The sequence below is a fragment of the Streptomyces sp. SID13726 genome, assembly GCF_010548375.1.
Taxonomy (GTDB): Bacteria; Actinomycetota; Actinomycetes; order Streptomycetales; family Streptomycetaceae; genus Streptomyces.
In genome coordinates this window covers 514,451-536,566 of record NZ_JAAGLY010000007.1, presented here as the reverse complement: position 1 = coordinate 536,566, position 22,116 = coordinate 514,451, and the positions used below count along the sequence as shown (strand labels likewise).

Annotated in this window: 20 protein-coding genes; 9 read left to right on the top strand and 11 right to left on the bottom strand. The window is 71.6% G+C overall.

Going from position 1 to position 22,116, the window contains the following annotated elements:
• The 3 genes from G3I78_RS22145 to G3I78_RS22135 form a co-directional block, all read right to left on the bottom strand.
• The coding region (locus tag G3I78_RS22145; RefSeq protein ID WP_343243814.1) for a biotin/lipoyl-containing protein at positions 1 to 330 on the bottom strand (330 nt) is incomplete at its 3' end.
• 74 nt (positions 331 to 404) lie between these two features.
• Positions 405 to 1,793: a dihydrolipoyl dehydrogenase gene (lpdA, locus tag G3I78_RS22140; protein WP_164427205.1), complete on the bottom strand. Its 1,389-nt coding sequence runs from the start codon at positions 1,791 to 1,793 to the stop codon at positions 405 to 407.
• Positions 1,794 to 2,081: 288 nt separating this feature from the next.
• Positions 2,082 to 3,617 carry a leucyl aminopeptidase gene (locus G3I78_RS22135; protein WP_164427204.1) on the bottom strand — a complete coding sequence of 512 codons (1,536 nt, stop codon included), beginning with the start codon at positions 3,615 to 3,617 and terminating at the stop codon, positions 2,082 to 2,084.
• A gap of 246 nt (positions 3,618 to 3,863) precedes the next feature.
• On the opposite strand from G3I78_RS22135, the gene G3I78_RS22130 reads away from it, so the two are divergent.
• Positions 3,864 to 4,655 (top strand): endo alpha-1,4 polygalactosaminidase, encoded by a 792-nt coding sequence (locus G3I78_RS22130; protein WP_164427203.1) that lies wholly within the window; start codon positions 3,864 to 3,866, stop codon positions 4,653 to 4,655.
• On the opposite strand, the gene G3I78_RS22125 is transcribed toward G3I78_RS22130, so the two are convergent.
• Entirely contained in the window at positions 4,652 to 5,434 is a 783-nt protein-coding gene (locus G3I78_RS22125) for an adenosylcobinamide-GDP ribazoletransferase (RefSeq protein WP_164427269.1), read from the bottom strand. The two genes, G3I78_RS22130 and G3I78_RS22125, sit on opposite strands and share 4 nt — an antisense overlap.
• A 73-nt stretch (positions 5,435 to 5,507) precedes the next feature.
• Here G3I78_RS22125 and G3I78_RS22120 point away from each other — a divergent pair, with 73 nt between their 5' ends.
• Positions 5,508 to 6,266 (top strand): hypothetical protein, encoded by a 759-nt coding sequence (locus G3I78_RS22120; RefSeq protein WP_164427202.1) that lies wholly within the window; start codon positions 5,508 to 5,510, stop codon positions 6,264 to 6,266.
• Positions 6,267 to 6,662: 396 nt separating this feature from the next.
• On the opposite strand, the gene G3I78_RS22115 is transcribed toward G3I78_RS22120, so the two are convergent.
• From G3I78_RS22115 to cobT, 3 genes are all read right to left on the bottom strand, one after another.
• On the bottom strand, positions 6,663 to 7,361 hold the full coding sequence (locus tag G3I78_RS22115; protein ID WP_164427200.1) for a hypothetical protein: 699 nt from the start codon (positions 7,359 to 7,361) through the stop codon (positions 6,663 to 6,665).
• 52 nt (positions 7,362 to 7,413) lie between these two features.
• Positions 7,414 to 9,174 carry a phosphatidylglycerol lysyltransferase domain-containing protein gene (locus G3I78_RS22110; protein WP_164427198.1) on the bottom strand — a complete coding sequence of 587 codons (1,761 nt, stop codon included), beginning with the start codon at positions 9,172 to 9,174 and terminating at the stop codon, positions 7,414 to 7,416.
• Between the two features lie 85 nt (positions 9,175 to 9,259).
• Positions 9,260 to 10,375: a nicotinate-nucleotide--dimethylbenzimidazole phosphoribosyltransferase gene (gene cobT / locus G3I78_RS22105; protein ID WP_164427196.1), complete on the bottom strand. Its 1,116-nt coding sequence runs from the start codon at positions 10,373 to 10,375 to the stop codon at positions 9,260 to 9,262.
• Between cobT and G3I78_RS22100 the strand changes: the two genes are divergently transcribed.
• Positions 10,283 to 11,107, top strand: a complete 825-nt coding sequence (locus tag G3I78_RS22100; protein WP_164427267.1) for a methyltransferase domain-containing protein — start codon at positions 10,283 to 10,285, stop codon at positions 11,105 to 11,107. The genes cobT and G3I78_RS22100 overlap by 93 nt on opposite strands.
• Here the strand turns inward: G3I78_RS22100 and G3I78_RS22095 are convergent.
• Positions 11,096 to 12,298 carry a bifunctional adenosylcobinamide kinase/adenosylcobinamide-phosphate guanylyltransferase gene (locus tag G3I78_RS22095; protein ID WP_164427193.1) on the bottom strand — a complete coding sequence of 401 codons (1,203 nt, stop codon included), beginning with the start codon at positions 12,296 to 12,298 and terminating at the stop codon, positions 11,096 to 11,098. The genes G3I78_RS22100 and G3I78_RS22095 overlap by 12 nt on opposite strands.
• Before the next feature lie 152 nt (positions 12,299 to 12,450).
• Between G3I78_RS22095 and G3I78_RS22090 the strand changes: the two genes are divergently transcribed.
• The gene (locus tag G3I78_RS22090; RefSeq protein WP_020137368.1) at positions 12,451 to 12,666 is read left to right on the top strand and encodes a hypothetical protein; all 216 of its coding nucleotides are present in this window, start codon (positions 12,451 to 12,453) and stop codon (positions 12,664 to 12,666) included.
• Between the two features lie 43 nt (positions 12,667 to 12,709).
• On the opposite strand, the gene G3I78_RS22085 is transcribed toward G3I78_RS22090, so the two are convergent.
• The 3 genes from G3I78_RS22085 to G3I78_RS22075 all read right to left on the bottom strand — a co-directional run bounded on the left by G3I78_RS22085 (position 12,710) and on the right by G3I78_RS22075 (position 15,300).
• Positions 12,710 to 13,780, bottom strand: coding sequence for a trypsin-like peptidase domain-containing protein (locus tag G3I78_RS22085; RefSeq protein WP_164427191.1), 1,071 nt, complete (start codon positions 13,778 to 13,780; stop codon positions 12,710 to 12,712).
• Between the two features lie 57 nt (positions 13,781 to 13,837).
• A complete protein-coding gene (locus G3I78_RS22080) occupies positions 13,838 to 14,539 on the bottom strand; it encodes a methyltransferase domain-containing protein (RefSeq protein WP_164427189.1) in 702 nt (233 codons plus the stop codon).
• Between the two features lie 83 nt (positions 14,540 to 14,622).
• Positions 14,623 to 15,300: a DUF3043 domain-containing protein gene (locus G3I78_RS22075; RefSeq protein ID WP_203615252.1), complete on the bottom strand. Its 678-nt coding sequence runs from the start codon at positions 15,298 to 15,300 to the stop codon at positions 14,623 to 14,625.
• Positions 15,301 to 15,529: 229 nt separating this feature from the next.
• On the opposite strand from G3I78_RS22075, the gene G3I78_RS22070 reads away from it, so the two are divergent.
• From G3I78_RS22070 to G3I78_RS22050, 5 genes are all read left to right on the top strand, one after another.
• Positions 15,530 to 16,315: a PspA/IM30 family protein gene (locus G3I78_RS22070; RefSeq protein ID WP_164427185.1), complete on the top strand. Its 786-nt coding sequence runs from the start codon at positions 15,530 to 15,532 to the stop codon at positions 16,313 to 16,315.
• A gap of 22 nt (positions 16,316 to 16,337) precedes the next feature.
• Positions 16,338 to 16,616, top strand: a complete 279-nt coding sequence (locus tag G3I78_RS22065; protein ID WP_164427183.1) for a hypothetical protein — start codon at positions 16,338 to 16,340, stop codon at positions 16,614 to 16,616.
• A 211-nt stretch (positions 16,617 to 16,827) separates the two neighbouring features.
• On the top strand, positions 16,828 to 18,060 hold the full coding sequence (locus G3I78_RS22060; protein WP_164427181.1) for a sensor histidine kinase: 1,233 nt from the start codon (positions 16,828 to 16,830) through the stop codon (positions 18,058 to 18,060).
• On the top strand, positions 18,057 to 18,737 hold the full coding sequence (locus G3I78_RS22055) for a response regulator transcription factor (RefSeq protein WP_164427179.1): 681 nt from the start codon (positions 18,057 to 18,059) through the stop codon (positions 18,735 to 18,737). The genes G3I78_RS22060 and G3I78_RS22055 overlap by 4 nt, the downstream gene beginning before the upstream one ends.
• 135 nt (positions 18,738 to 18,872) lie before the next feature.
• Positions 18,873 to 21,983: an efflux RND transporter permease subunit gene (locus G3I78_RS22050; RefSeq protein ID WP_164427177.1), complete on the top strand. Its 3,111-nt coding sequence runs from the start codon at positions 18,873 to 18,875 to the stop codon at positions 21,981 to 21,983.
• Positions 21,984 to 22,116 lie beyond the last annotated feature (133 nt).

Genomic DNA, 22,116 nt, shown 5'->3' with positions numbered 1-22,116 from the left:
CTGCTCGGTGGACGGCGCGGCAGCGGCCGGCTCGGGGGCGGGCTCGGCGACCGGCTCGGCCGCGGGGGCCGGGGCGGCGGCGGGAGCGCCGGTGCCGTCGTCGATCACGGCCAGCTCGGCGCCGACCTCGACGGTCTCGTCCTCGGCGACCTTGATGGAGGCCAGGATGCCGGCGGCGGGGGAGGGGATCTCGGTGTCGACCTTGTCGGTCGACACCTCGAGCAGCGGCTCGTCGGCCTCTACGCGCTCACCCTCGGCCTTCAGCCAGCGGGTGACAGTGCCCTCGGTGACGCTCTCGCCGAGCGCCGGAAGGGTTACGGAAACCGCCATGGTTTCGGTTGCTCCTTACGAATTGCGGAAGTCTGTGTCGTCGCTGTGAGCGGAGTCGCTTCGTCGACCGAGGGTCAGTCGTGCGAGTGGAGCGGCTTGCCGGCCAGCGCCAGGTGCGCCTCGCCGAGCGCCTCGCTCTGCGTCGGGTGAGCGTGGATGAGCTGCGCGACCTCGGCGGGCAGCGCCTCCCAGTTGTAGATCAGCTGGGCTTCGCCGACCTGCTCGCCCATGCGGTCACCGACCATGTGGACGCCGACCACGGCACCGTCCTTGACCTGGACGAGCTTGATCTCGCCCGAGGTGTTCAGGATCTTGCTCTTGCCGTTGCCCGCGAGGTTGTACTTCAGAGCGACGACCTTGTCCGCGCCGTAGATCTCCTTGGCCTTGGCCTCGGTGATGCCCACGGAGGCGACCTCGGGGTGGCAGTAGGTCACCCGCGGGACGCCGTCGTAGTCGATCGGAACGGTCTTCAGACCGGCCAGACGCTCCGCCACCAGGATGCCCTCGGCGAAGCCGACGTGCGCGAGCTGGAGCGTGGGGACCAGGTCGCCGACGGCGGAGATGGTCGGGACGTTGGTGCGCATGTACTCGTCGACCAGGACGTAGCCGCGGTCCATCGCGACGCCCTGCTCCTCGTAGCCGAGACCGGCGGAGACGGGCCCGCGGCCGACGGCCACCAGCAGCAGCTCGGCCTCGAACTCCTTGCCGTCGGCGAGGGTGACCTTGACACCGTCCTGGGTGTACTCGGCCTTCGAGAAGAAGGTGCCCAGGTTGAACTTGATGCCGCGCTTGCGGAACGCGCGCTCAAGAAGCTTGGAGGAGTTCTCGTCCTCGAGGGGGGCGAGGTGCTTGAGGCCCTCGATGATGGTGATGTCGGTCCCGAAGGACTTCCAGGCGGAGGCGAACTCGACGCCGATGACACCGCCGCCGAGGACGATCGCGGACTTCGGGACCCGGTCCAGGACGAGGGCGTGGTCCGAGGAGATGATCCGGTTGCCGTCGATCTCCAGGCCGGGCAGCGACTTCGGCACGGAGCCGGTCGCCAGCAGGATGTGGCGGCCCTGGATGCGCTGGCCGTTCACGTCGACGGAGGTGGGGGAGGAGAGCCGCCCCTCACCCTCGATGTACGTCACCTTGCGCGAGGCGACAAGACCCTGGAGGCCCTTGTACAGGCCGGCGATCACGCCGTCCTTGTACTTGTGGACCCCGGCGACGTCGATGCCCTCGAAGGTGGTCTTCACACCGAACTGCTCGCTCTCGCGGGCCTGGTCGGCGATCTCGCCCGCGTGCAGCAGGGCCTTGGTGGGGATGCACCCTCGGTGCAGGCAGGTACCGCCGACCTTGTCCTTCTCGATCAGGGCGACGTCAAGCCCCAGCTGCGCCCCGCGCAGGGCCGCGGCGTAACCGCCACTACCACCGCCGAGGATCACTAGGTCGAAAACGGTGCTGGCGTCGTTCGCCACGTCACGTCCTCCATGCATGTGCGCCGTACGCCGGTCGTCAGTGACCGCGCGGCGGCTGGTGTCCGGCCGCTCTTTCTTCGGCCCTGTGGTGGGGGCCCTGTCCTGCCGAGCCCATCTTCGCACTTGTCGGAGGTGAACGAGACGCCGGGCCGGGGTGTGAGACACCACACGCTCACATGAGAAAGGGGGGTGGGGTGAGACACGCAAGGGGCGCGGGGAACTGCACGACAAGCCACAACGGGCCCGCAGCCGCCCACGCCCCTCGGGCATCGAGCTCCTAGGCGAACATCAGCCCAGGTCACCCGAGGCCGCAAGCTCCGCCAGCCGCACCAGCGTACGCACCGCGGACCCCGTCCCGCCCTTGGGCGTGTACCCGAACGGCCCCCCGTCGTTGAACGCCGGTCCCGCGATGTCGAGGTGCGCCCAGGTGATCCCCTCGCCCACGAACTCCCGCAGGAAGAGCCCGGCGACCAGCCCGCCGCCCATCCGCTCACCCATGTTCGCGATGTCGGCGGTGGGGGAGTCCATCCCCTTGCGCAGGTGCTCGGGCAGCGGCATCGGCCAGGCAGGCTCCCCGACCTCCTCCGCGGCCTCGTACACCGCCGTGCGGAACGCGTCGTCGTTGGCCATGATCCCGAAGGTCCGGCTGCCGAGCGCCAGCATCATCGCGCCCGTCAGCGTCGCCACGTCCACGATCGCGTCCGGCTTCTCCGCCGACGCGGCCCACAGCGCGTCCGCCAGCACGAGACGGCCCTCGGCGTCGGTGTTGAGCACCTCCACCGTCTTGCCGCTGTACATGCGCAGCACGTCACCGGGGCGCGTGGCCGAACCGGAGGGCATGTTCTCGGCCAGCGCCAGCCAGCCGGTCACGTTGACCTCGAGACCCAGCCGCGCCGCCGCGACCACGGCCGCGAACACCGCCGCCGCCCCGCTCATGTCGCACTTCATCGTCTCGTTGTGGCCCGCGGGCTTCAGCGAGATACCGCCCGAGTCGTAGGTGATCCCCTTGCCGACCAGCGCGAGGTGCTTCTTCGCCTTGGACGAGGTGTACGACAGCTTCACCAGCCGCGGCCCCGACGCCGACCCCGCGCCGACGCCGAGGATGCCGCCGTAGCCGCCCTTCTCCAGGGCCTTCACGTCGAGCACCTGCACCTTGAGGCCGTGCTCCTTGCCCGCGGTCTGCACGATCGCGGCGAAGGCCTCGGGGTCGAGGTCGTTCGGCGGCATGTTGATGAGGTCGCGCGCGCGGTTGAGCTCCTCGGAAACCGCGGTGGCCCGGGCGAGTGCGGCCTTCTGCGCGGCGTCGCGGGGCTTCCCGCCGAGCAGCGCGCCCTCGGCGAGCGGCGCCTTGCCGTTCTTGGCCTTGGCGGAGCCTCCCGAGGGCGCGCTGTCCTTGTAGGTGTCGAAGGAGTACGCCCCGAGCAGCACGCCCTCGGCGACCGCGCCCACGTCGGCGGCGTCGCCCAGCGGCAGCGCGAACGCGGCCTTCTTCGTACCGGCCAGGGCACGGGCGGCGGCACCGGCGGCCTTGCGCAGCGCCTCCGGGGCGAAGGAGGAGTCCTTGTCGGGCTCGGCGCCCAGGCCCACCGCCACCACGAGCGGGGACTTGAAGCCGGCGGGCGCGGGCAGCTTCGTCACCTCGGCCTCGGCGCCGGATGCACCGAGGGTTTCCAGGACGCCGGCGAGCCGGCCGTCGTAGGCCTTGTCCACGGCCTCGGCGCCCGGTGCGACGACCGGGCCTTTCGCGCCCTTGGCCACACCGATCACGATCGCGTCGGCCCGCAGGCCGGGCGCCGCGGCGGTGCTGAGAGTGAGAGCAGTCACGGTGGTGAAATCTCGCTTCCGATGTGAAGTTCGCTGAGGTCGAGCGGGTGGGTCGACCGGGCCCGACGGCCGACCCTAGTTCCTGTCCGGAAAGGGATCCCGATCGGGGCCTTCACCCCTGTCGGCGACCACCCGGGACGAGCCTACGCTCGGGGCGGCCACCGATGACGCCTCGGTGCGCCGTGCGGCACCGGGGTCGGGAGATCATCCTTGGGACACGTCGCCGCACGCCCTGGAGCCCACCCCTTGAAACGCCCTCTCCTCCTCGTCACCCTGCTGCTCCTCGCGACGGGCTGCTCGACCGGCGCCGACACCGCCTCCGACTCCCGGTCCGGCGCGGCCCGTTGGCAGCCCCGCCCCGGCGTCGCCTGGCAGTGGCAGCTGACCGGCCGTGTCGACACGTCCGTCGACGTGCCGGTCTACGACATCGACGGCTTCGACCAGTCCAAGAAGGTGGTCTCCGCCCTGCACGCCGAGGGCCGCAAGGTCATCTGCTACCTCTCCACCGGCGCGTGGGAGGACTGGCGGCCCGACGCGAAGAAGTTCCCCGAGTCGGTGATCGGACGCGGCAACGGCTGGGACGGCGAGCGCTGGCTCGACATCCGCGCCACGGACGTGCTGGAGCCGCTGATGGCCGACCGTCTCGACATGTGCCGCGAGAAGGGCTTCGACGCGGTGGAGCCGGACAACATGGACGGCTACAAGAACCGCACGGGCTTCGAGCTGACGGCCGCGGACCAGCTCCGCTACAACCGGCTGATCGCGAGGCTGACCCACGAGCGGGGCATGTCGGTCGGCCTGAAGAACGACCTCGACCAGATCCCCGAGCTGGTCGGCGACTTCGACTTCGCGGTCAACGAGCAGTGCGCGCAGTACGACGAGTGCGCGGACATGGAGCCGTTCATCAAGGCGGACAAGGCCGTGTTCCACGTCGAGTACGAACTGCCGACCAGCCGATTCTGCGCGGACTCCCGTCCCCTGAAGCTGAGTTCGATGCTGAAGAAGTACGAACTGGGAGTCTGGCGCGAGGCCTGCTAGAGGCTCATCGAGAGGACCACCAGGGCCGTCGTCGCCGCCGTCTCCGCGAGCCCCCCGAACACGTCCCCGGTCACTCCGCCGAAGCGGCGCGTGCAGTGCCGCAGCAGAAGTTCGGCCGTTCCGACGGCGGCGGCGACCGCCAGAACCGTGCGGACGACGTCGTACGACCCGACGAGCGCCGCCGCTCCGGCCGCGCCCAGCGTCACGGCGGCGGCCACCAGCACCGCGCCCCGAACCGGGACGACCCCCGCCACCGCCGCGCCGAGTCCCTCCGGGCGGGCGGCCGGGACCCCGGTGCGGGCCGCGAGGGTCAGGGCGAGGCGCGCGGTCGTCGCCGAGACCACCGCCGCCAGCGCGCCCAGGGTCCACGAGTCGCCGTACACCTGTGACAGGGCGGCCACCTGGGCGAGCAGGACGAGGACGAGGGTGAGCACGCCGAACGGGCCGATGTCCGACTGCTTCATGATCCGCAGGGCGTCCTCGGCGGGCTTGCCGCTGCCCAGGCCGTCGGCGGTGTCGGCGAGGCCGTCCAGGTGCAGGCCCCGGGTGAGGACCGCGGGGACGGCCACCGTGGCGACCGCGGCGAGGAGTTCCGAGGTGCCCAGGAACAGCAGCAGGAGTCCCACGGCGGCCGAGAAGCCGCCCAGCACCAGGCCGACCAGGGGAGCGCACAGCATGCCGCCGCGGGCCGCCTCGCGGTCCCAGCGGGTCACCTTCACGGGGAGCACGCTGAGCGTGCCGAAGGCGAAGCGGAGGCCGTCGAGCGGGGGCGGGGTCATGGACACGTCCGCAGGGTAGCCCGGACGCCGTCACCGTCGGGCGGCCCGCCCCCGGGCCCGGGACACTGGGGGCATGGGCCACTGGCTGCAACGCAACATCGTCGAACCGGGCAAGCTGCCGCTGCTCCTCGCCCTGACCTCGTTCGTGCTCACCTTCCTGATCACGCGGGTTATCACCCGGCTCATCCGGGCGGGCAAGGGGCCCTTCGGGAACGTCAGTTCCGGCGGGGTGCACATCCACCACGTGGTGCCCGGGGTCGTGCTCACCGTCGTGGGCGGCTTCGGCGCGGTCGGGACCGGGCGGGAGGGGTTCGGCGCGGCGGTGTGCGCGGTGGTGTTCGGGATCGGCGTGGGGCTGGTGCTGGACGAGTTCGCGCTGATCCTGCACCTCGACGACGTCTACTGGACCGAGGAGGGCCGCAAGAGCGTCGAGGTCGTCGTCCTCACCGTGGCCCTGGTGGGTCTCGTGCTCGCGGGGTTCGCGCCGTTCGGCGTCAACGACCTGAGCCAGGAGGAGCGCAACGACCGCGGCGGCCTCATCACCACCGTGGTCGTCAACTTCCTCTTCGCGCTGGTCGTGCTGAGCAAGGGCAAGGCCCGGATGGCGATCTTCAGCGTGATCGTCCCCCTCGTCGGCCTCATCGGCATCGTCCGCCTGGCCCGCCCCGGCTCGCCCTGGGCCCGGCGCTTCTACCGCCGCCGCCCCCGCGCCCGGGCCCGCGCCTTCCTGCGCACCTACCGCCGCGACAGACGCTGGTCGGGCCCCCGCCGCAAATTCCAGGACCTCATCGCAGGCAAGCCCGACCCGACACCGTCACCGGCCCGCCGCTGACGCCCTGTGCCAGGGCCTACCGGGCGGCGGCCTCGCCGGTACCGCGGCGATGTCGCGGGGGTGGGCCCGACTCGATGCCCTCGCCGGCTCGCCGCTGACGCCGGGTGTCAGGGCCTGGCGGGCGGTAGCCCTGACCCTTTCTCGGCGCGGTGTTTGGAGCGTCGTCGGCGTAGTGCGGGTGGCGGGTGCACCGCGCAGGGCCGGTGCCGTGGCGATGTCGCGGGGTGGGCCCGACTCGGCGCCGTCGCCGGCTCGCCGCTGACGCCGGGTGTCACGGTCTGCCGGGCGGCAGTCCCGCCGGTGCCGTAGCGATGTCGCGGGGGTAGGCCCGACTCGATGCCCTCGATGCCCTCGATGCCCTCGATGCCCTCGCCGGCCCGCCGCTGACGCCCGGTGTCACGGCCTGGCGGGCGGTAGCCCTGACCCTCTCTCCGCGCGGTGCTTGGAGCGTCGTCGGCGTAGTGCCGAGGCGCCGCACAGGGCCAGTACCGCGGCGATCGCCGCCAGGTGCTCCTTGCCGGCGAGGTTTCCCTTGAGGAGCACCTCGACGATCATCGCCGCTGTCACGACGGCGGAGGTGATCCGGGCGCCGTAGCGCCAGCCGAGGAAGACGGCGAGGCCCACGACGGCCGCCGACGGGCCGGTGTCGACGACATGGGCGTCCGAGGCGGGCAGGCCGAGCGGGCTGTCGGGGCCCAGCCAGATGCCCACGCGCGCGTACAGCGTGCCGGCGAGGGTGGCCGCGTACGCCACGACCAGGGTGCGCCACCGGCCCAGACACAGCTCGGCGATCCCGAACACGAACAGGATCTGCACCAGCGCGCCCCACACCGGCAGGTCCAGGGCCGGCACGAACAGCGAGAGCGGGGTGCGCAGCAGGTCGAGCCAGAGCGGGTCCGCGGCCCGTACCCCGCCGACGTCCTGGACGAAGTCGTAGCCCCACGACTGGTTGTGCACGAAGTGCAGGGCCGCCGTCAGACACACCGCGCCGACGGTCATGGGGATCGCCCGCCAGCGCTCGCGCAGCAGCGGCTCGCGCACGGTGGCGTACAGCAGCCCCCACTCCGCGCGGGCCCAGCGGGCGAGCGTCTTCATCCCACGGCCCTCATCCCACAGCCTTCATCCCACGGCCCTCATCCGGCGTTCCTCATCTGTGCGTACTCAGGTGCTCCCGGCGCCGCAGCCACCTCGGCAGGCCCGGCACCTCCAGGAACCCCTCCGCGCGGGCCGAGGCGAGCCCGATGCGGGGCAGGTCCGCGCTCTTCTCGAAGAGCAGGAACCGCGGCTCCCAGATGGGCCGGTACTTGGCGTTGGCCCGGTACAGCGACTCGATCTGCCACCAGCGGGAGAAGAAGCTGAGCAGCGACCGCCACAGGCGCAGCACCGGTCCGGCGCCAAGACGTGCGCCACGTTCGAAGACCGATCTGAACATCGCGAAGTTGAGTGAGACCTGGGTGATCTGAATCTCCTGGGCCCGGTTCAGCAGCTCGATGACCATGAACTCCATGAGTCCGTTGTCGGAGTCGCGGTCCCGGCGCATCAGGTCGAGGGACAGCCCGTGCGGCCCCCACGGCACGAAGGACAGCACCGCCTTCAGCTCACCGTCGGCATCGCTGCACTCCAGCGCCACGCACCGGCCGTCCTCCGGGTCCCCGAGCCGCCCCAGCGCCATGCTGAACCCGCGCTCGGTCGCCCCGTCGCGCCAGTCGTCGGCCCGCCGTACGAGCGCGTCCATCTCCTCGGCGGGGATGTCCTCGTGGCGCCGGATCCGCACGGTGTACCCGGCCCGCTTGACCCGGTTGTAGGCCTGCCGGACGGTCCGCATGGCCCGTCCCTCCAGGGTGAACTCGGCGACCTCGACGATCGCCTCGTCACCCAGCTCCAGCGCGTCCAGGCCGTGCCGCGCGTACACCGTGCCCGCGTCCTCGCCGGCGCCCATCACCGCGGGCAGCCACCCGTGCGCCCGCGCCTCCGCGAGCCACGGCTCGATCGCCCCCGGCCACGCCTCCGGGTCGCCGATCGGATCGCCGGAGGCCAGCGACACCCCGCCGACGACCCGGTAGGTCACGGCCGCCTTCCTGGTCGGCGACCACACCACGCTCTTCTCCCGGCGCAGCGCGAAGTACCCGAGCGAGTCCCGCTCGCCGTGCTTGTCCAGCAGCTCCCGCAGGCGCCGCTCGTCGTCCTCGGTGAGCGGGTCGACGGCACGCCGGGAGCGGAACGCGGCGTAGAAGACGGCCAGGACCAGGATCGTGCTGAGCACGTTGATGACGACGTTGACCCAGTTCGGCGTCGAGATCCCGTCGAAGCGGGAGTCGTCGGCGGCCACGGAGACCAGCCGCAGCGTGCCGTACCACCACCGCTGCCCGAAGCTCGACGCCCTCGACGCCTGGTTGGTGACGGTCACCAGGAGCGCGGCGAGCAGGGAGCACACGAGCAGTCCGCCGACGGCCACGGCGGCGGCGAGCCGCGGGTTCGACCGGTCGCCCTTGGCGTAGAACTCGCGCCGCCCGACCAGCAGCGAGGCGACGAACGCGGCGGTGAGGCCCAGCGAGATCCAGTTCTGCGCGTACCGCCGGATCTCCGGGAACGCCATCGCCAGGACGAACAGCGCGAGGAAGGCCCCCGACACCACCAGGTTCAGGATCCACGCGGCCCGTTTGCGGCGCCGCATGGTGATGGCGAGGAAGACCGTGAACACCCCGGAGGCGAAGCCCGCCGTCAGCAGATACGGCGTGAAGTAGTCCTCCTGGTTGTGCCGCCGCACGTCCTGCCCCAGCGACACCCACGCGGCACTGAGGAAGTTGACGAACGCGACGACCCGCAAGTACCAGACCGCGAACCCGGCGGCCCGCCGCGAGGCGGAGGTGGACGGCCGACGGGCACCGACATTCAGGGCATCTTCCATACGGGCGATCATGCCCTTGTTCGCCGCCGTCACGGCATTCAGCCACGGCGGCGCCTCCCGGCGGTGCCCGACCGGACGAACCCGGCTACTCCTCCTTCTCGGGCTCCCCGTCCTCAAGCTTCTCGGAAGGAGCCTCGGGCTCCTCGGAAGGAGCCTCCGGCTTCTCGGGCAGTTCGGCGGCCAGCGCCGCCGCGGCCTGCACGAGCGGCAGCGCCAGCAGCCCGCCCGCGGCCTCGCCGACCGTCACCCCGTGGTCGAGCAGCGGCTCCAGGGCCATCCGGTCCAGCGCCTTCGCCTGCCCCGGCTCCCCGCTGTTCTGCCCGGCCAGCCACCAGTCCGGCGCCCGGAACGCGATCCGCTGCCCCACCAGCGCACAGGCGGCGACCACGACCCCGTCCAGCACCACGGGCAGCTTGCGCACCGCGCTCTGCAACAGGAACCCGGTGATGGCCGCGAGATCGGCCCCGCCGACCGTCGCCAGCAGCTGCAACTGGTCCCCGAGCACCGGCCGCGCCCGCCGCAGGGCGTCCCGGATCGCCGCGCACTTGCGCATCCACGCCAGGTCGTCGATCCCGGTCCCGCCCCGCCCGGTCACCACGGACGCGTCGGTCCCGCACAGCGCGGCGACCAGCACGCCCGCCGCGGTGGTCCCGCCCACGCTCACATCGCCGAGCACCACGAGGTCCGTACCGGAGTCGGCCTCCTCGTCGGCCACCGCGACCCCGGCCCGGAAGGCGGCCTCCGCCTCCTCCAGGGTGAGCGCGTCCTCGACGTCGATACGACCGCTGCCGCGCCGCACCCGGTGCCGTACGACGTCCTCCGGCAGCCCGTCCGGATCGCAGTCCAGCGCCATGTCGACGACCCGCACCGGCACACCCAGCCTGCGCGCGAGGATCGACACCGGACGGCCGCCCTCCAGGACCTCGCGCACCAGCTCCGAGGCGGTGCCCGCGGGCCGCCCCGAGACACCCTGACCGGCGATCCCGTGGTCACCGGCGAAGAGGATCACCCGCGGCCGTTCCACCGGACGTACCGGCACGGCTGACTGCGCGGCGGCCAGCCACTCACCCAGGTCGTCGAGGCGGCCCAGCGCCCCGGGCGGCACGATCTGACGCTCCCGGTGCGCCTCGGCGTCCCGGCGCACCCCGCCGTCGGGGCGCTCGATCAGATCGGTGAAGTCGTCGAGATTAAGCGAGCTCATTCGCCGAACAGTACCGGCCCTGATCGAACACGGGGGCGCCACAGGGCCATGACGTCATTGCACCCAAGATCGCGATCCCATACGTTCCGTTTTGTAGGCAATTGCCGTGCGCCCCCGGGAGAGCCCATGCCCGCACCGACCGCCCCTTCCGTACGGCGTCTTCGCTCCACCGCCCGAGCGATGCTGCCGCTGCTCCCCGAGCCGGAGAGCTGGCTGGACGTGGCGACGGGCGACGCGGACTTCCCGGAGGCGGCGCGCACGCTCTTCCCCTACACGGCCTTCGACGGCGTCGACCCCACCCCCCGCGTGCTGCACGCCCAGGCGGTCGAACGCCTGGAGGAAGGCCACGTCGGCTGTCTGACGGACCCGCAGATCACGTCCCGCCTGCGCGGCCGCTACGACGTGGTCAGCATCCTGAACCGCCCCGCCGACCCCGGGGAACTCCGAGCCGCCCTCACCGTCCTGCGCCCCGGTGGCCACCTCCTCGTGGAGTCCCCGGACGACCCCCGCCCCGCACTGGAGTCCCAGGGCTGCGCGATCGTCGCCACGACCCGCAGATCCGCCCATGTCCCGGACCGCCTGACGACCCGGCTGACCCGCACCCTGCCCGCCCTGTGCGGCGCCGCGAGGACGCTGGACCACACCATGGCCCTCCTCGTCGCCGGCACCCGCTTCGCACGGACGTACCGGGTGATCGCCCGTAAAGCCCCGTCAGTCCCGTCAGCCCCGTAGCACCAGCGCCTGCCCCGCCACCACCAGCACCACCTGCTCGCACTCGCCCGCGAACGCCGCGTTCAGCCGCCCGAGTTCGTCCCGGTACCGGCGCCCGGACGCGGTGGCCGGCACGATCCCCGAGCCCACCTCGTTGGACACGGCGACCACGGTCCGCCGCGCACCCCGTACCGCCTCCGTCAACTCCCGCACCCGCGACCGCAGTTCACGCTCGCCCCCGTCGGCCCACTCCGCGTCGTCCCACGCCCCCACGGCGTCCATCGCGTCCGTCAGCCACAGCGACAGACAGTCGATCAGCAGCGGCGCCCCGTCGTCCTTCAGCAGCGGCACCAGGTCGCACGTCTCGGCCGTACGCCACGACCCCGGCCGCCGCTCCCGGTGCGCGGAGACCCGCGAGGCCCACTCCGTGTCCCCGTTCCGCGACCCGCCGGTGGCGACGTACAGCACCTCGGGGAACGCCTCAAGGCGCCGCTCGGCCTCCACCGACTTCCCGGACCGCGCCCCGCCCAGCACCAGCGTCCGCCGCGGCACGTCCGGTACGTCCTCGTAGGCCCCGACGGCGAGACTCGTCCCGTCGGCCACGGCCCGCGCCCCCGCCGCGGCCAGCCTCCGCCGCAGCTCGGCACCCGGAGGCACGTCGTGATCGAGGTGCACGGCGACGACGTCGGTCGTCGGCCCGACCGCGCCCACGGCCCGCAGCCGGGCCAGCGCGTCCGGCCGCCGTACGACATCGGCGAGCACCATGTCGTACGACTCGACGGCCCCCTCCTCCAGCCCGGCGGGCGCGCCCCCGGGCGGCAGATACAGCACCCGCTGCCCGTCGGGCCCGGTCACGGCGTACCCGGTCCCCGGCGCGTCCATCGCCACCGCCCGCACCCGGTGTCCCGTCAGCAGCGCCAACTCCCGCCCGTCCGGCACCCGCCCCGGCTGCGGCAGCCCGGCCGGCACCTCGACGGGGGGCCCGTCATGGGGATGCGACAGCAGAACCTGCCTTACACCTGCGAGTGAATGCCCCGCCCGGGCGGCGGCGAAGACGGCACCGGGGGTGAGGTCGAGCAGCAGGGTGTCGTCGACGAGGACGGAGGTGGCGGCCCGGGAGTCCGCACCGAGCGCGACGGCACAGGCGGCGCACGGGCAGAGGGGCCGGGGGAGGCCGGCCGGGGCGCCGGTGCCGAGCAGTGTCAGTTCCACAGAACAATTCTCACCGGTCGCTGTTGATCATGCGCGCGCAGGAACGGCTTTTCGGGGGCGCGGAGGGCCGTGCGACGAGCCCCCACCGGCCCGCACCCGGCGACGCACCGCTTAGGGTGCTCTTCGTAACGGCTCAAACACGGGAGGCTCACATGGCGACATGGACCTGGCGATTCGAGAAGTCCGACGGTGCGGAGACCGAGCCCGCGGTCGAGCCGGAGGAGTTCACGACCCAGGGAGACGCCGAGTCCTGGCTCGGTGAGTACTGGAAGCCCCTTCTCGCCGGCGGCGCGGAGCAGGTGCGCCTGTTCGAGGACGCCACCGAGATCTACGGCCCGATGAGCCTGAAGGCGGCAGAGGAAGCGTGACAGGGCTGGGCGAGGGCCACCAAGGAGCCCTCGCCCACCACCCCTACTGCTCGCCCAGCGTCACGTCCACGGACTTCGAGGTACCGCCCCGCGTGAACGTCACGGACGTCTTCTGCCCCGGCCGGTCCGCCGCCAGCGCCTCGGAGAGCGAGGTGATGGTCGTGATCCCGGTGCCGCCCAGCCTGGTGATGACGTCCCCGGCCTCGATGCCGGCCTTGTCCGCCGCCCCACCGCTCTTGACCTCGACGACCGCGACCCCGGCGGCCTGGAAGCTGTCGTCGACGACCGTCCGGGCGGTGATGCCGAGCGCGGCCCGGCCCGAGTCGGTGACCTTGCCGTCCTCGATGATCTGATCGGCGACCGTCTTCACCATCGACGCGGGGATCGCGAACCCGATGCCGGGCGCCGCGCTGTCCCCGAAGTTGGGGTCGGTCGCGGCGAGCGTCGGGATGCCGATGACCTGGCCGTCGAGGTCGACGAGGGCACCGCCGCTGTTGCCCGGGTTGATGGCCGCGGACGTCTGCACCATGTTGGCGATGGTCGCCCCGGTCCCGCCCCCGCTGCGGCCCTCGCTGACGGTCCGTCCGGTCGCCGACACGATGCCCTGCGTCACGCTGGACGACAGCCCGAGCGGCGAGCCCATCGCGAGGACGATCTGCCCGACCTCGACCTTGGCGGAGTCCCCGAAGGCCGCCGCCTTCAGCCCGTCCGGCACCTTGTCCAGCTTGATGACGGCGAGATCCTGCTCCGGGTAGGAGTAGACGAGCGTCGCGGTCAGCTCGTTCTCGCTGTTCGCGGTCGTCACCTTGAAGGCCTTCCCGTCCCCGACGACATGCGCGTTGGTGACGATGTGCCCCTTGTCGTCGTACACCACCCCGGACCCCAGGTCACCGCCGGCCTGGATCTGCACGACCGACGGCAGGACGTCCCTGATCACCTTCTGGTAGTCGCTCTGGAGGTCGCTGTCGGCGGCGGGCGCGGCGGCCTGCGTGGTCGAGCCCTCCTCCCGCCCGGAGGAACCGGAACCTGAGCCGGAACACCCGGAGAGCAGGACGACGGAACACGCGAGCGCCGCCACCGGCAGCCGCAGAGCACGGGTACGAGAAGCAGTCATGCCCCGAGTCTCACTTCGGGGCGGACGCCCGGGCGTGCGCTGTTCGCCCGAACGGGCTCAGCCCCGCACCCCGCACAGATGCAGCAGCGCCGCGACCCCCCGGTACGGATCGGTCCGCCCCGCCCGCTCCTCGCAGGCCAGCAGCGTCTCCACGTCCGCCGGGATCTCGGCCCCGTCCACCGCCGTGTCCGTGAACACCCGCACGCCGTACCAGGCCTGGAGCGGGGCCCCGATGCCGGCCAGCGTCGCGGTCAGCGTGTCCAGCCGGTCGGCGCGCACGTCGAGCCCCAGCCGGTTGCGGTACGTGGTGGCGTCGAAGGCGGGCAGGGCCATGTCCCAGTCGCCGCCCAGGCCCGGCCGCATCGCCAGCGCGTCGCCATTGCGCACCAGCAGCGACAGCAGTCCGCCCGGCGCGAGCATCCGGGCCAGCCCCGCCAGCAGCGGGTCGGGCTCCTGCACGTACATGAGCACCCCGTGGCACAGCACCACGTCGAAGCTGCCCGGCAGGAAGTGCACCCCGGTGTCCCGGCCGTCGCCCTGCACCAGCCGCACCCGCTCCCGGATGCCCTCCGGCTCGGCGGCGAGCGCCTCCCGGGCCGCGGAGATCATCCTGGGGTCCTGCTCGACACCGGTCACCTGGTGCCCGGCCCGGGCCAGCCGCAGCGCCTGCGTGCCCTGGCCCATCCCCACGTCGAGCACCCGCAGCCGCTGTCCGACCGGGTACCGCCCGACTATCTGCTCGTCGAGCTGCCGGGCCACCAGCTCCTGTCGTACGACGTTCCGCAGCCCGCCCAGCCGTCCCAGCCAGGCATCTGCCGCACCCCCGGAGAAAGACGTCGTACTCAGGGCCGCTCTCCGCGCTTGACCTGCGGCTTCGGCAGCCGGAGGCGACGCATCTGGAGGGAGCGCATGAGGGCGTAGGCGACCGCGCCCTTGCGGACCTGGTCCGGGAAGCGCTCGGCGAGCAGCTTGCGCAGCCGGAAACCGGTGAGGACCGCGTCGAGCACGATGAGCACGATCACGACGAGCCACAGCAGCAGCGCGATGCTCTGCATCGAGGCCACCTGCACCACGCTCAGCACGAGGATGACCACGGCCATCGGCAGGAAGAACTCCGCCACGTTGAACCGCGAGTCGATGTAGTCGCGGGCGAACTTGCGGACCGGGCCCTTGTCGCGCGCGGGGAGGTACCGCTCGTCGCCGCCGGCCAGCGCCTGGCGCTGGCGGTCCAGCGCGCTGCGGCGCTCGTCGCGCTGGCGCTTGGCGGCCTCCTTGCGCGTCGTCGGCGTGTTGGCGACGCTGCGGCGCTGGGACTGGGCCTCACTGCGCTTGGGAGTGGGCCTGCCCTTGGGGGCCTGCGGGTCACGGGGCTGCTTGGAGTCGGTCAGCGACGCCTTGTCGGCGCCGGTGGCCTTCTCTTCCTTGGTGGCACGGCTACGGAACACAAAACCCAAGGGTAAGGGGTGTCCGGGGTTGGACCCCAGTCCGGTGGGGAACGATCCGGCAACGCCAGTCGTCATGCAGGGGGACAGACACGGGACAGAGGGGACGTCCGGTGACGGGTCGCTCACCCTGAAGGTCACCTACTCCTTACGCCGGAGCAAGGGATTGGTCAGTCGTCCTTGGGGATGAGCGCATCCGTCCCCGAACAGTGCGTCAATGGATGCAGGGCCCGTACTGTGGGTTCTGTCGCAGAGCTGGAGCTGGAAGTCCGTCAGAAGGGGGCGCGCGAAGCCCATGAGCGGTGTCATGAAGCGTATGGGGATGATCTTCCGCGCGAAGGCGAACAAGGCCCTTGACCGGGCCGAGGACCCGCGCGAAACCCTCGATTACTCGTACCAGAAGCAGCTGGAACTGCTCCAGAAGGTGCGCCGGGGCGTGGCCGACGTGGCCACCTCCCGCAAGCGCCTGGAACTCCAGCTCAACCAGCTGCAGTCGCAGTCCTCGAAGCTGGAGGACCAGGGCCGCAAGGCGCTCGCCCTCGGCCGTGAGGACCTGGCCCGCGAAGCCCTCTCCCGCCGGGCCGCGCTCCAGCAGCAGGTGACGGACCTCGAGACACAGCACTCCACGCTCCAGGGCGAGGAGGAGAAGCTCACCCTTGCGGCCCAGCGCCTCCAGGCCAAGGTGGACGCCTTCCGCACCAAGAAGGAGACCATCAAGGCCACCTACACCGCGGCCCAGGCACAGACCCGGATCGGCGAGGCCTTCTCCGGCATCTCCGAGGAGATGGGCGACGTGGGCCTGGCGATTCAGCGCGCCGAGGACAAGACGGCCCAGCTCCAGGCCCGCGCGGGCGCCATCGACGAACTCCTCGCCTCGGGCGCCCTCGACGACCAGTCCGGCATGCACAAGGACGACATCCAGGCCGAGCTGGACCGGCTCTCCGGTGGTACGGATGTAGAGCTGGAGCTTCAGCGCATGAAGGCGGAGCTGGCGGGAGGTTCCTCGGCGTCGCAGCAGGCGATCGAGGGCGGCACCGGCCAGGGCCAGTCCCAGCAGCAGCCGCAGGACACCCCACGCTTCGACAAGCAGTAGGGCCCACGCCGAGGAGGGCGACATGATCGTACGGATCATGGGGGAGGGTCAGGTGAGGCTGGCCGACGGCCACCTCGCCGACCTGAACAAACTGGACGACGACCTGCTGTCCGAGATTCAGAACGGCGACGGCCCGGGCTTCCGCCGCACCCTCCAAGCCCTCCTCGCCCGCGTCAGGGAACTCGGCGAGCCCCTTCCCGACGACTCCCTGGAGCCGTCGGAACTGATCCTCCCCTCGGAGGACGCGACCCTGGAAGAGGTCCGGGACCTGCTGAGCGACGACGGCCTGATCCCGGGGTGAGGTCGGCCACCGCCGAGCACGGCTGCTGTCGGGTGACGTCGGCCGCCGCGAGGTACGGCTGCTGTCGGGTGACGTCGGCCGTCGCGATGTACGGCTGCCGGCGGCCGGCCCCTGCCGCCTCGGCGTACGGCGATCAGCCGGTGACCGCGACCGCCCCGAAGTACGGCTACCAGCAGTTCCGGCCCGGACATTCGACCCTTACTGTTCCCACGTGAGCCGTACCACCGACCGCGCCCGGCACCACCTCAAGGCGCACCCCCTGGCCCTGGACGCCGTCCTCGCGGCGGGCGTCCTCGCCTGCATGGTGGCCGGCTCCTTCGTACAACCCCATGAGAACAACGCCGTCAGCTGGAGCATCCGCACCCCGGCCCTCCTCAGCCTCGTCCTCATGGCCCTCGGCGCCGCCGCGCTCGTCTTCCGCCGCCGCGCCCCCCTCACGGTCCTGGCCCTCACCGGCACCGTCTCCCTGATCGAGTCCGTCACCGGCGACCCCCGCGCCCCCGTCGCCATGTCCGCGGTGATCGCCCTGTTCACCGTCGCCTCCACCACCGACCGCCCCACCACCTGGCGCGTCGGCCTGCTCACCATGACCGTGCTCACCGGAGCCGCCATGCTCGCCGGCCCGCTGCCCTGGTACGCCCAGGAGAATCTCGGCATCTTCGCCTGGACCGGCATCGGCGCCACCGCCGGGGACGCCGTCCGCAGCCGCCGCGCCTTCGTCCAGGCCATCAGGGAGCGCGCCGAGAAGGCCGAGCGCACCCGTGAGGAAGAGGCCCGGAGAAGGGTCGCCGAGGAGCGCCTGCGGATCGCCCGCGACCTGCACGACGTCGTCGCCCATCACATCGCCCTGGTCAACGTCCAGGCCGGAGTCGCCGCGCACGTCATGGACAAGCGCCCCGACCAGGCCAAGGAGGCCCTCGCCCACGTCCGCGAGGCCAGCCGCTCCGCCCTCAACGAACTCCGCGCCACCGTCGGCCTGTTGAGGCAGTCCGGCGACCCCGAGGCCCCCACCGAACCGGCCCCCGGCCTGGCTCGCCTCGACGAACTCGTCGGCACCTTCCGCAGCGCGGGCCAGCACGTCGAGGTCGCCCGCGCCGACCACGGCACCACCCTCCCCGCCGCCGTCGACCTGGCCGCCTACCGGGTCATCCAGGAAGCCCTCACCAACGTCCAGAAGCACGCCGGTACGGAGGCGAAGGCCGAGGTCAGCGTCGTACGCGTCGGACCCAACGTGGAGATCACCGTCCTCGACAACGGCACCGGGGAGGACGACGACCCCGACAGCGGCGGCGGCCACGGACTCCTCGGCATGCGCGAGCGCGTCACCGCCCTGCGCGGCACCCTCACCACCGGTCCCCGCTACGGAGGCGGTTTCCGCGTCCATGCGATCCTGCCGGTGAAGACCCGCACCGCCGCAAGGGACGAACCGGGGGACCCCGTATGACGATCCGTGTCCTGCTCGCCGACGACCAGGCGCTCCTGCGCAGCGCCTTTCGCGTGCTCGTCGACTCGGAGCCGGACATGGAGGTGGTCGGCGAGGCGTCCGACGGCGCCGAGGCCGTCCGGCTGACCCGCGAGGAGCGTGCCGACGTCGTCCTCATGGACATCCGGATGCCCGGCACGGACGGTCTCGCGGCCACCCGCATGATCAGCGAGGACGCCTCCCTCGCCCATGTCCGCGTGGTCATCCTGACGACCTTCGAGGTCGACGACTACGTCGTGCAGTCCCTGCGGGCCGGCGCCTCCGGCTTCCTCGGCAAGGGCAGCGAACCCGAGGAGCTGCTGAGCGCCATCCGGGTCGCGGCCGGCGGTGAGGCCCTGCTGTCCCCGGCCGCCACCAAGGGCCTGATCGCCCGCTTCCTCGCCCAGGGCGACGCCGACGACGAGCACGACCCCGTCCGCTCCGAGCGCCTCGCCGCCCTCACCCACCGTGAGCGCGAGGTCCTCGTCCAGGTCGCCGGCGGCCACTCCAACGACGAGATCGCCGAGCGCCTGGAGGTCAGCCCGCTCACCGTGAAGACCCACGTCAACCGGGCCATGGCCAAGCTGGGCGCACGGGACCGGGCACAGCTCGTGGTGATCGCGTACGAGTCGGGGCTGGTACGTCCGAGGGTGGAGTGAGCTCAACCCTCTCGTACTGCGCCCGGAGTAGGCGCCGTATAAGGAAATGGTCCTGGGGGCTACGGATCACCTCACCCGCATGCCACAGGGTTTAAGGGCCCACTTCTGCCGCTCCAGAAGAGAGAACCCTGACCCATGTCCTGGCTGTCCCGATTCAGCCTCGCCCAACGGGCCCTCATAGGCCTGATGTCCATCATCGCGATCGTGTTCGGCGCGATCGCGATCCCGCAGCTGAAGCAGCAGCTCCTGCCCACCATCGAACTGCCGATGGTGTCGGTGATCGCGCCCTACCAGGGTGCCGCGCCCGATGTCGTGGAGAAGCAGGTCGTCGAGCCCATCGAGAACAACCTCGAGGCCGTCGACGGCATCTCCGGCGTCACCTCCACGGCCAGTGAGGGCAACGCCGTCATCATGGCGTCCTTCGACTACGGCAACGACACCAAACAGCTCGTCGCCGACGTCCAACTCGCCGTGAACCGGGCCCGGTTGCCGCAGGACGTGGACCCGCAGGTCGTGGCCGGCTCCACGGACGACATGCCGACGGTCGTCCTCGCCGTCACCTCGGACAAGGACCAGCAGGCCCTCGCGGACCAGCTGGACCGGACCGTCGTACCGGATCTGAAGAACATCGACGGCGTCGGCCAGGTGACCGTCAGCGGTGTCCGCGACCTCCAGGTCTCCGTCACCCCGGACGAGAAGAAGCTCGCGGCGGCCGGTCTGACGACCCAGTCGCTCGCCCTGGCCCTCCAGGCGGGCGGCGCGACCACCCCGGCGGGCTCCTTCGACGAGGGCGGCGCCAACCGGACCGTCCAGGTGGGCGGCGGCTTCACGTCGTTGGAGCAGATCCAGAACCTCATGCTCAAGGGCTCGGACAAGCCGGTCCGGCTCGCCGACGTGGCCACCGTGAAGCAGCAGCAGGCCCCGGCCGACTCCCTCACCCGCACCGACGGCAGGCCCAGCCTCTCCGTCGCGGTCACCATGGACCACGACGGCAGCGCGGTCGCCATCTCGGACGCGGTCGAGGGCAAGCTGTCCGAGCTGCGCAAGGACTTGGGCTCCGGCGCCACGATCACGGTCGTCAGCGACCAGGGCCCGGCGGTCTCGAAGGCCATCTCCGGCCTGACCACCGAGGGCGCGCTCGGCCTGCTCTTCGCGGTCCTGGTGATCCTGGTCTTCCTGGCGTCGGTGCGCTCGACGCTGGTGACGGCGGTCTCGATCCCGCTGTCCGTGGTCCTCGCCCTGATCGTCCTGTGGACCCGCGATCTGTCCCTCAACATGCTGACGCTGGGCGCGCTGACCATCGCCATCGGCCGGGTCGTCGACGACTCCATCGTCGTACTGGAGAACATCAAGCGGCACCTCGGCTACGGCGAGGAGCGCCAGTCGGCGATCATCAACGCCGTCCGTGAAGTGGCCGGGGCGGTCACCTCCTCGACCCTCACCACGGTCGCCGTGTTCCTGCCGATCGGCCTGGTCGGCGGCATGGTGGGCGCGCTCTTCGGAGCCTTCAGCCTCACGGTCACGGCGGCCCTGCTGGCCTCGCTGCTGGTGTCGCTGACGGTCGTCCCGGTGCTGTCGTACTGGTTCCTGCGCGCCCCGAAGGGCACTCCCGAGGACGCCGACGAGGCCCGCCGGATCGCGGAGGAGAAGGAGTCGAGGAGCAGGCTCCAGCGCTTCTACGTCCCCGTCCTGCGCTTCGCGACCAGGCGCCGGCTGACCAGCGTGCTGCTGGCCGCCGTGATCCTGATCGGCACCTTCGGCATGGCCCCGCTGCTGAAGACGAACTTCTTCGACCAGGGCGAGCAGGAAGTCCTCACCGTCAAGCAGGAGTTGAAGCCCGGCACCAGCCTGGCGGCGACCGACGTACAGGCGAAGAAGGTCGAGCAACTGCTCGCCGGGACGAAGGGCGTCAAGGACTACCAGGTCACCATCGGCTCCTCCGGCTTCATGGCGGCCTTCGGCGGCGGCACGGACACCAACCAGGCGTCCTACCAGGTCATGCTTGACGACTCGGTGAAGTACGACGAGGTCCAGGACTCCATCGAGGCGGGCCTGAAGAAGCTCGACGGCATCGGCACCACGACCGTCGCCGCCGGTGACGGCTTCGGCAGCCAGGACCTCAGCGTGGTCGTGAAGGCGGCCGACGCGGGCGTCCTGCGCGAGGCGTCCGAGCAGGTCCGAAAGACGGTGGCAGAGCTGGACGACGTCACGGACGTCACCAGCGACCTGGCGCAGAGCGTGCCGCGCATCTCGGTGAAGGCCAACGACAAGGCCGCGGCCGCGGGCTTCGACGACCAGACGCTGGGCGCCGCGGTGACCCAGGCGGTCAAGGGCACGACGGCCGGCAAGGCGATCCTGGACGACACCGAGCGGGACGTCGTCATCACGTCGGCGAAGCCGGCGGCGACCCTGGACGAGCTGAGGAACCTGCGGCTCGGCCCGGTGAAGCTGGGGGACATCGCCACCGTGCAGCTGGTGGACGGCCCGGTGTCGATGACGAGGATCGACGGCCAGCGGGCCGCCACGATCACCGCCAAGCCGACCGGCGACAACACGGGCGCGGTCAGCGCGGACCTCACGTCCAAGCTGGACGCCCTGAAGCTCCCGGAGGGCGCCACGGCCTCGATCGGCGGGGTCACCTCGGACCAGGACTCGGCGTTCAAGAACCTGGGCCTGGCCATGCTGGCGGCGATCGCGATCGTCTTCATGCTGCTGGTCGCGACCTTCCGGTCACTGGCTCAGCCACTGATCCTGCTGGTCTCGATCCCCTTCGCGGCGACGGGCGCGATCGGCCTGCTGATCGCCACCGGCACCCCGATGGGCGTCCCCGCGATGATCGGCATGCTGATGCTCATCGGCATCGTGGTGACCAACGCGATCGTGCTGATCGACCTGATCAACCAGTACCGCAAGCAGGGCTACGGCGTCGTCGAGGCCGTGATCGAGGGCGGCCGGCACCGCCTCCGCCCGATCCTGATGACGGCCCTGGCGACGATCTTCGCCCTCCTCCCGATGGCGCTGGGCGTCACCGGCGAGGGCGGATTCATCGCCCAGCCGCTCGCGGTGGTCGTGATCGGCGGTCTGATCACCTCGACCCTGCTGACGCTGCTGCTGGTCCCGACGCTGTACACGACGCTCGAACTCCGCAAGGAGCGCCGGGCGAAGAAGAAGGCGGCGAAGCGGGGCCGGATGCCCGCGCAGCCGGTACCGGCCACCGAGGAGGAGCCGGAACCGGCGGGCGTCTGACACCCTCACGGACACCCGCGTCGCACGGCGGCCGGTTCCCGGATCGAACAACGGTCCGGGAACCGGCCGTTTTGGCTTGTCTTTACGTATCCTGTGGGATCGAACTGCTTCACGGGGGAGAGGGATTCGGGCG

Bases quoted from the DNA above. Each gene is read 5' to 3' on its own strand.
- cobT (WP_164427196.1), bottom strand. From the start codon at position 10,375: ATGAGCTCGCTTAATCTCGACGACTTCACCGATCTGATCGAGCGCCCC.
- G3I78_RS22065 (WP_164427183.1), top strand. From the start codon at position 16,338: ATGATCGTACGGATCATGGGGGAGGGTCAGGTGAGGCTGGCCGACGGC.
- G3I78_RS22055 (WP_164427179.1), top strand. From the start codon at position 18,057: ATGACGATCCGTGTCCTGCTCGCCGACGACCAGGCGCTCCTGCGCAGC.
- G3I78_RS22115 (WP_164427200.1), bottom strand. From the start codon at position 7,361: ATGAAGACGCTCGCCCGCTGGGCCCGCGCGGAGTGGGGGCTGCTGTAC.
- G3I78_RS22125 (WP_164427269.1), bottom strand. From the start codon at position 5,434: ATGACCCCGCCCCCGCTCGACGGCCTCCGCTTCGCCTTCGGCACGCTC.
- G3I78_RS22120 (WP_164427202.1), top strand. From the start codon at position 5,508: ATGGGCCACTGGCTGCAACGCAACATCGTCGAACCGGGCAAGCTGCCG.
- G3I78_RS22085 (WP_164427191.1), bottom strand. From the start codon at position 13,780: ATGACTGCTTCTCGTACCCGTGCTCTGCGGCTGCCGGTGGCGGCGCTC.
- G3I78_RS22110 (WP_164427198.1), bottom strand. From the start codon at position 9,174: ATGGAAGATGCCCTGAATGTCGGTGCCCGTCGGCCGTCCACCTCCGCC.
- G3I78_RS22090 (WP_020137368.1), top strand. From the start codon at position 12,451: ATGGCGACATGGACCTGGCGATTCGAGAAGTCCGACGGTGCGGAGACC.
- G3I78_RS22075 (WP_203615252.1), bottom strand. From the start codon at position 15,300: ATGACGACTGGCGTTGCCGGATCGTTCCCCACCGGACTGGGGTCCAAC.
- G3I78_RS22070 (WP_164427185.1), top strand. From the start codon at position 15,530: ATGAAGCGTATGGGGATGATCTTCCGCGCGAAGGCGAACAAGGCCCTT.
- G3I78_RS22050 (WP_164427177.1), top strand. From the start codon at position 18,873: ATGTCCTGGCTGTCCCGATTCAGCCTCGCCCAACGGGCCCTCATAGGC.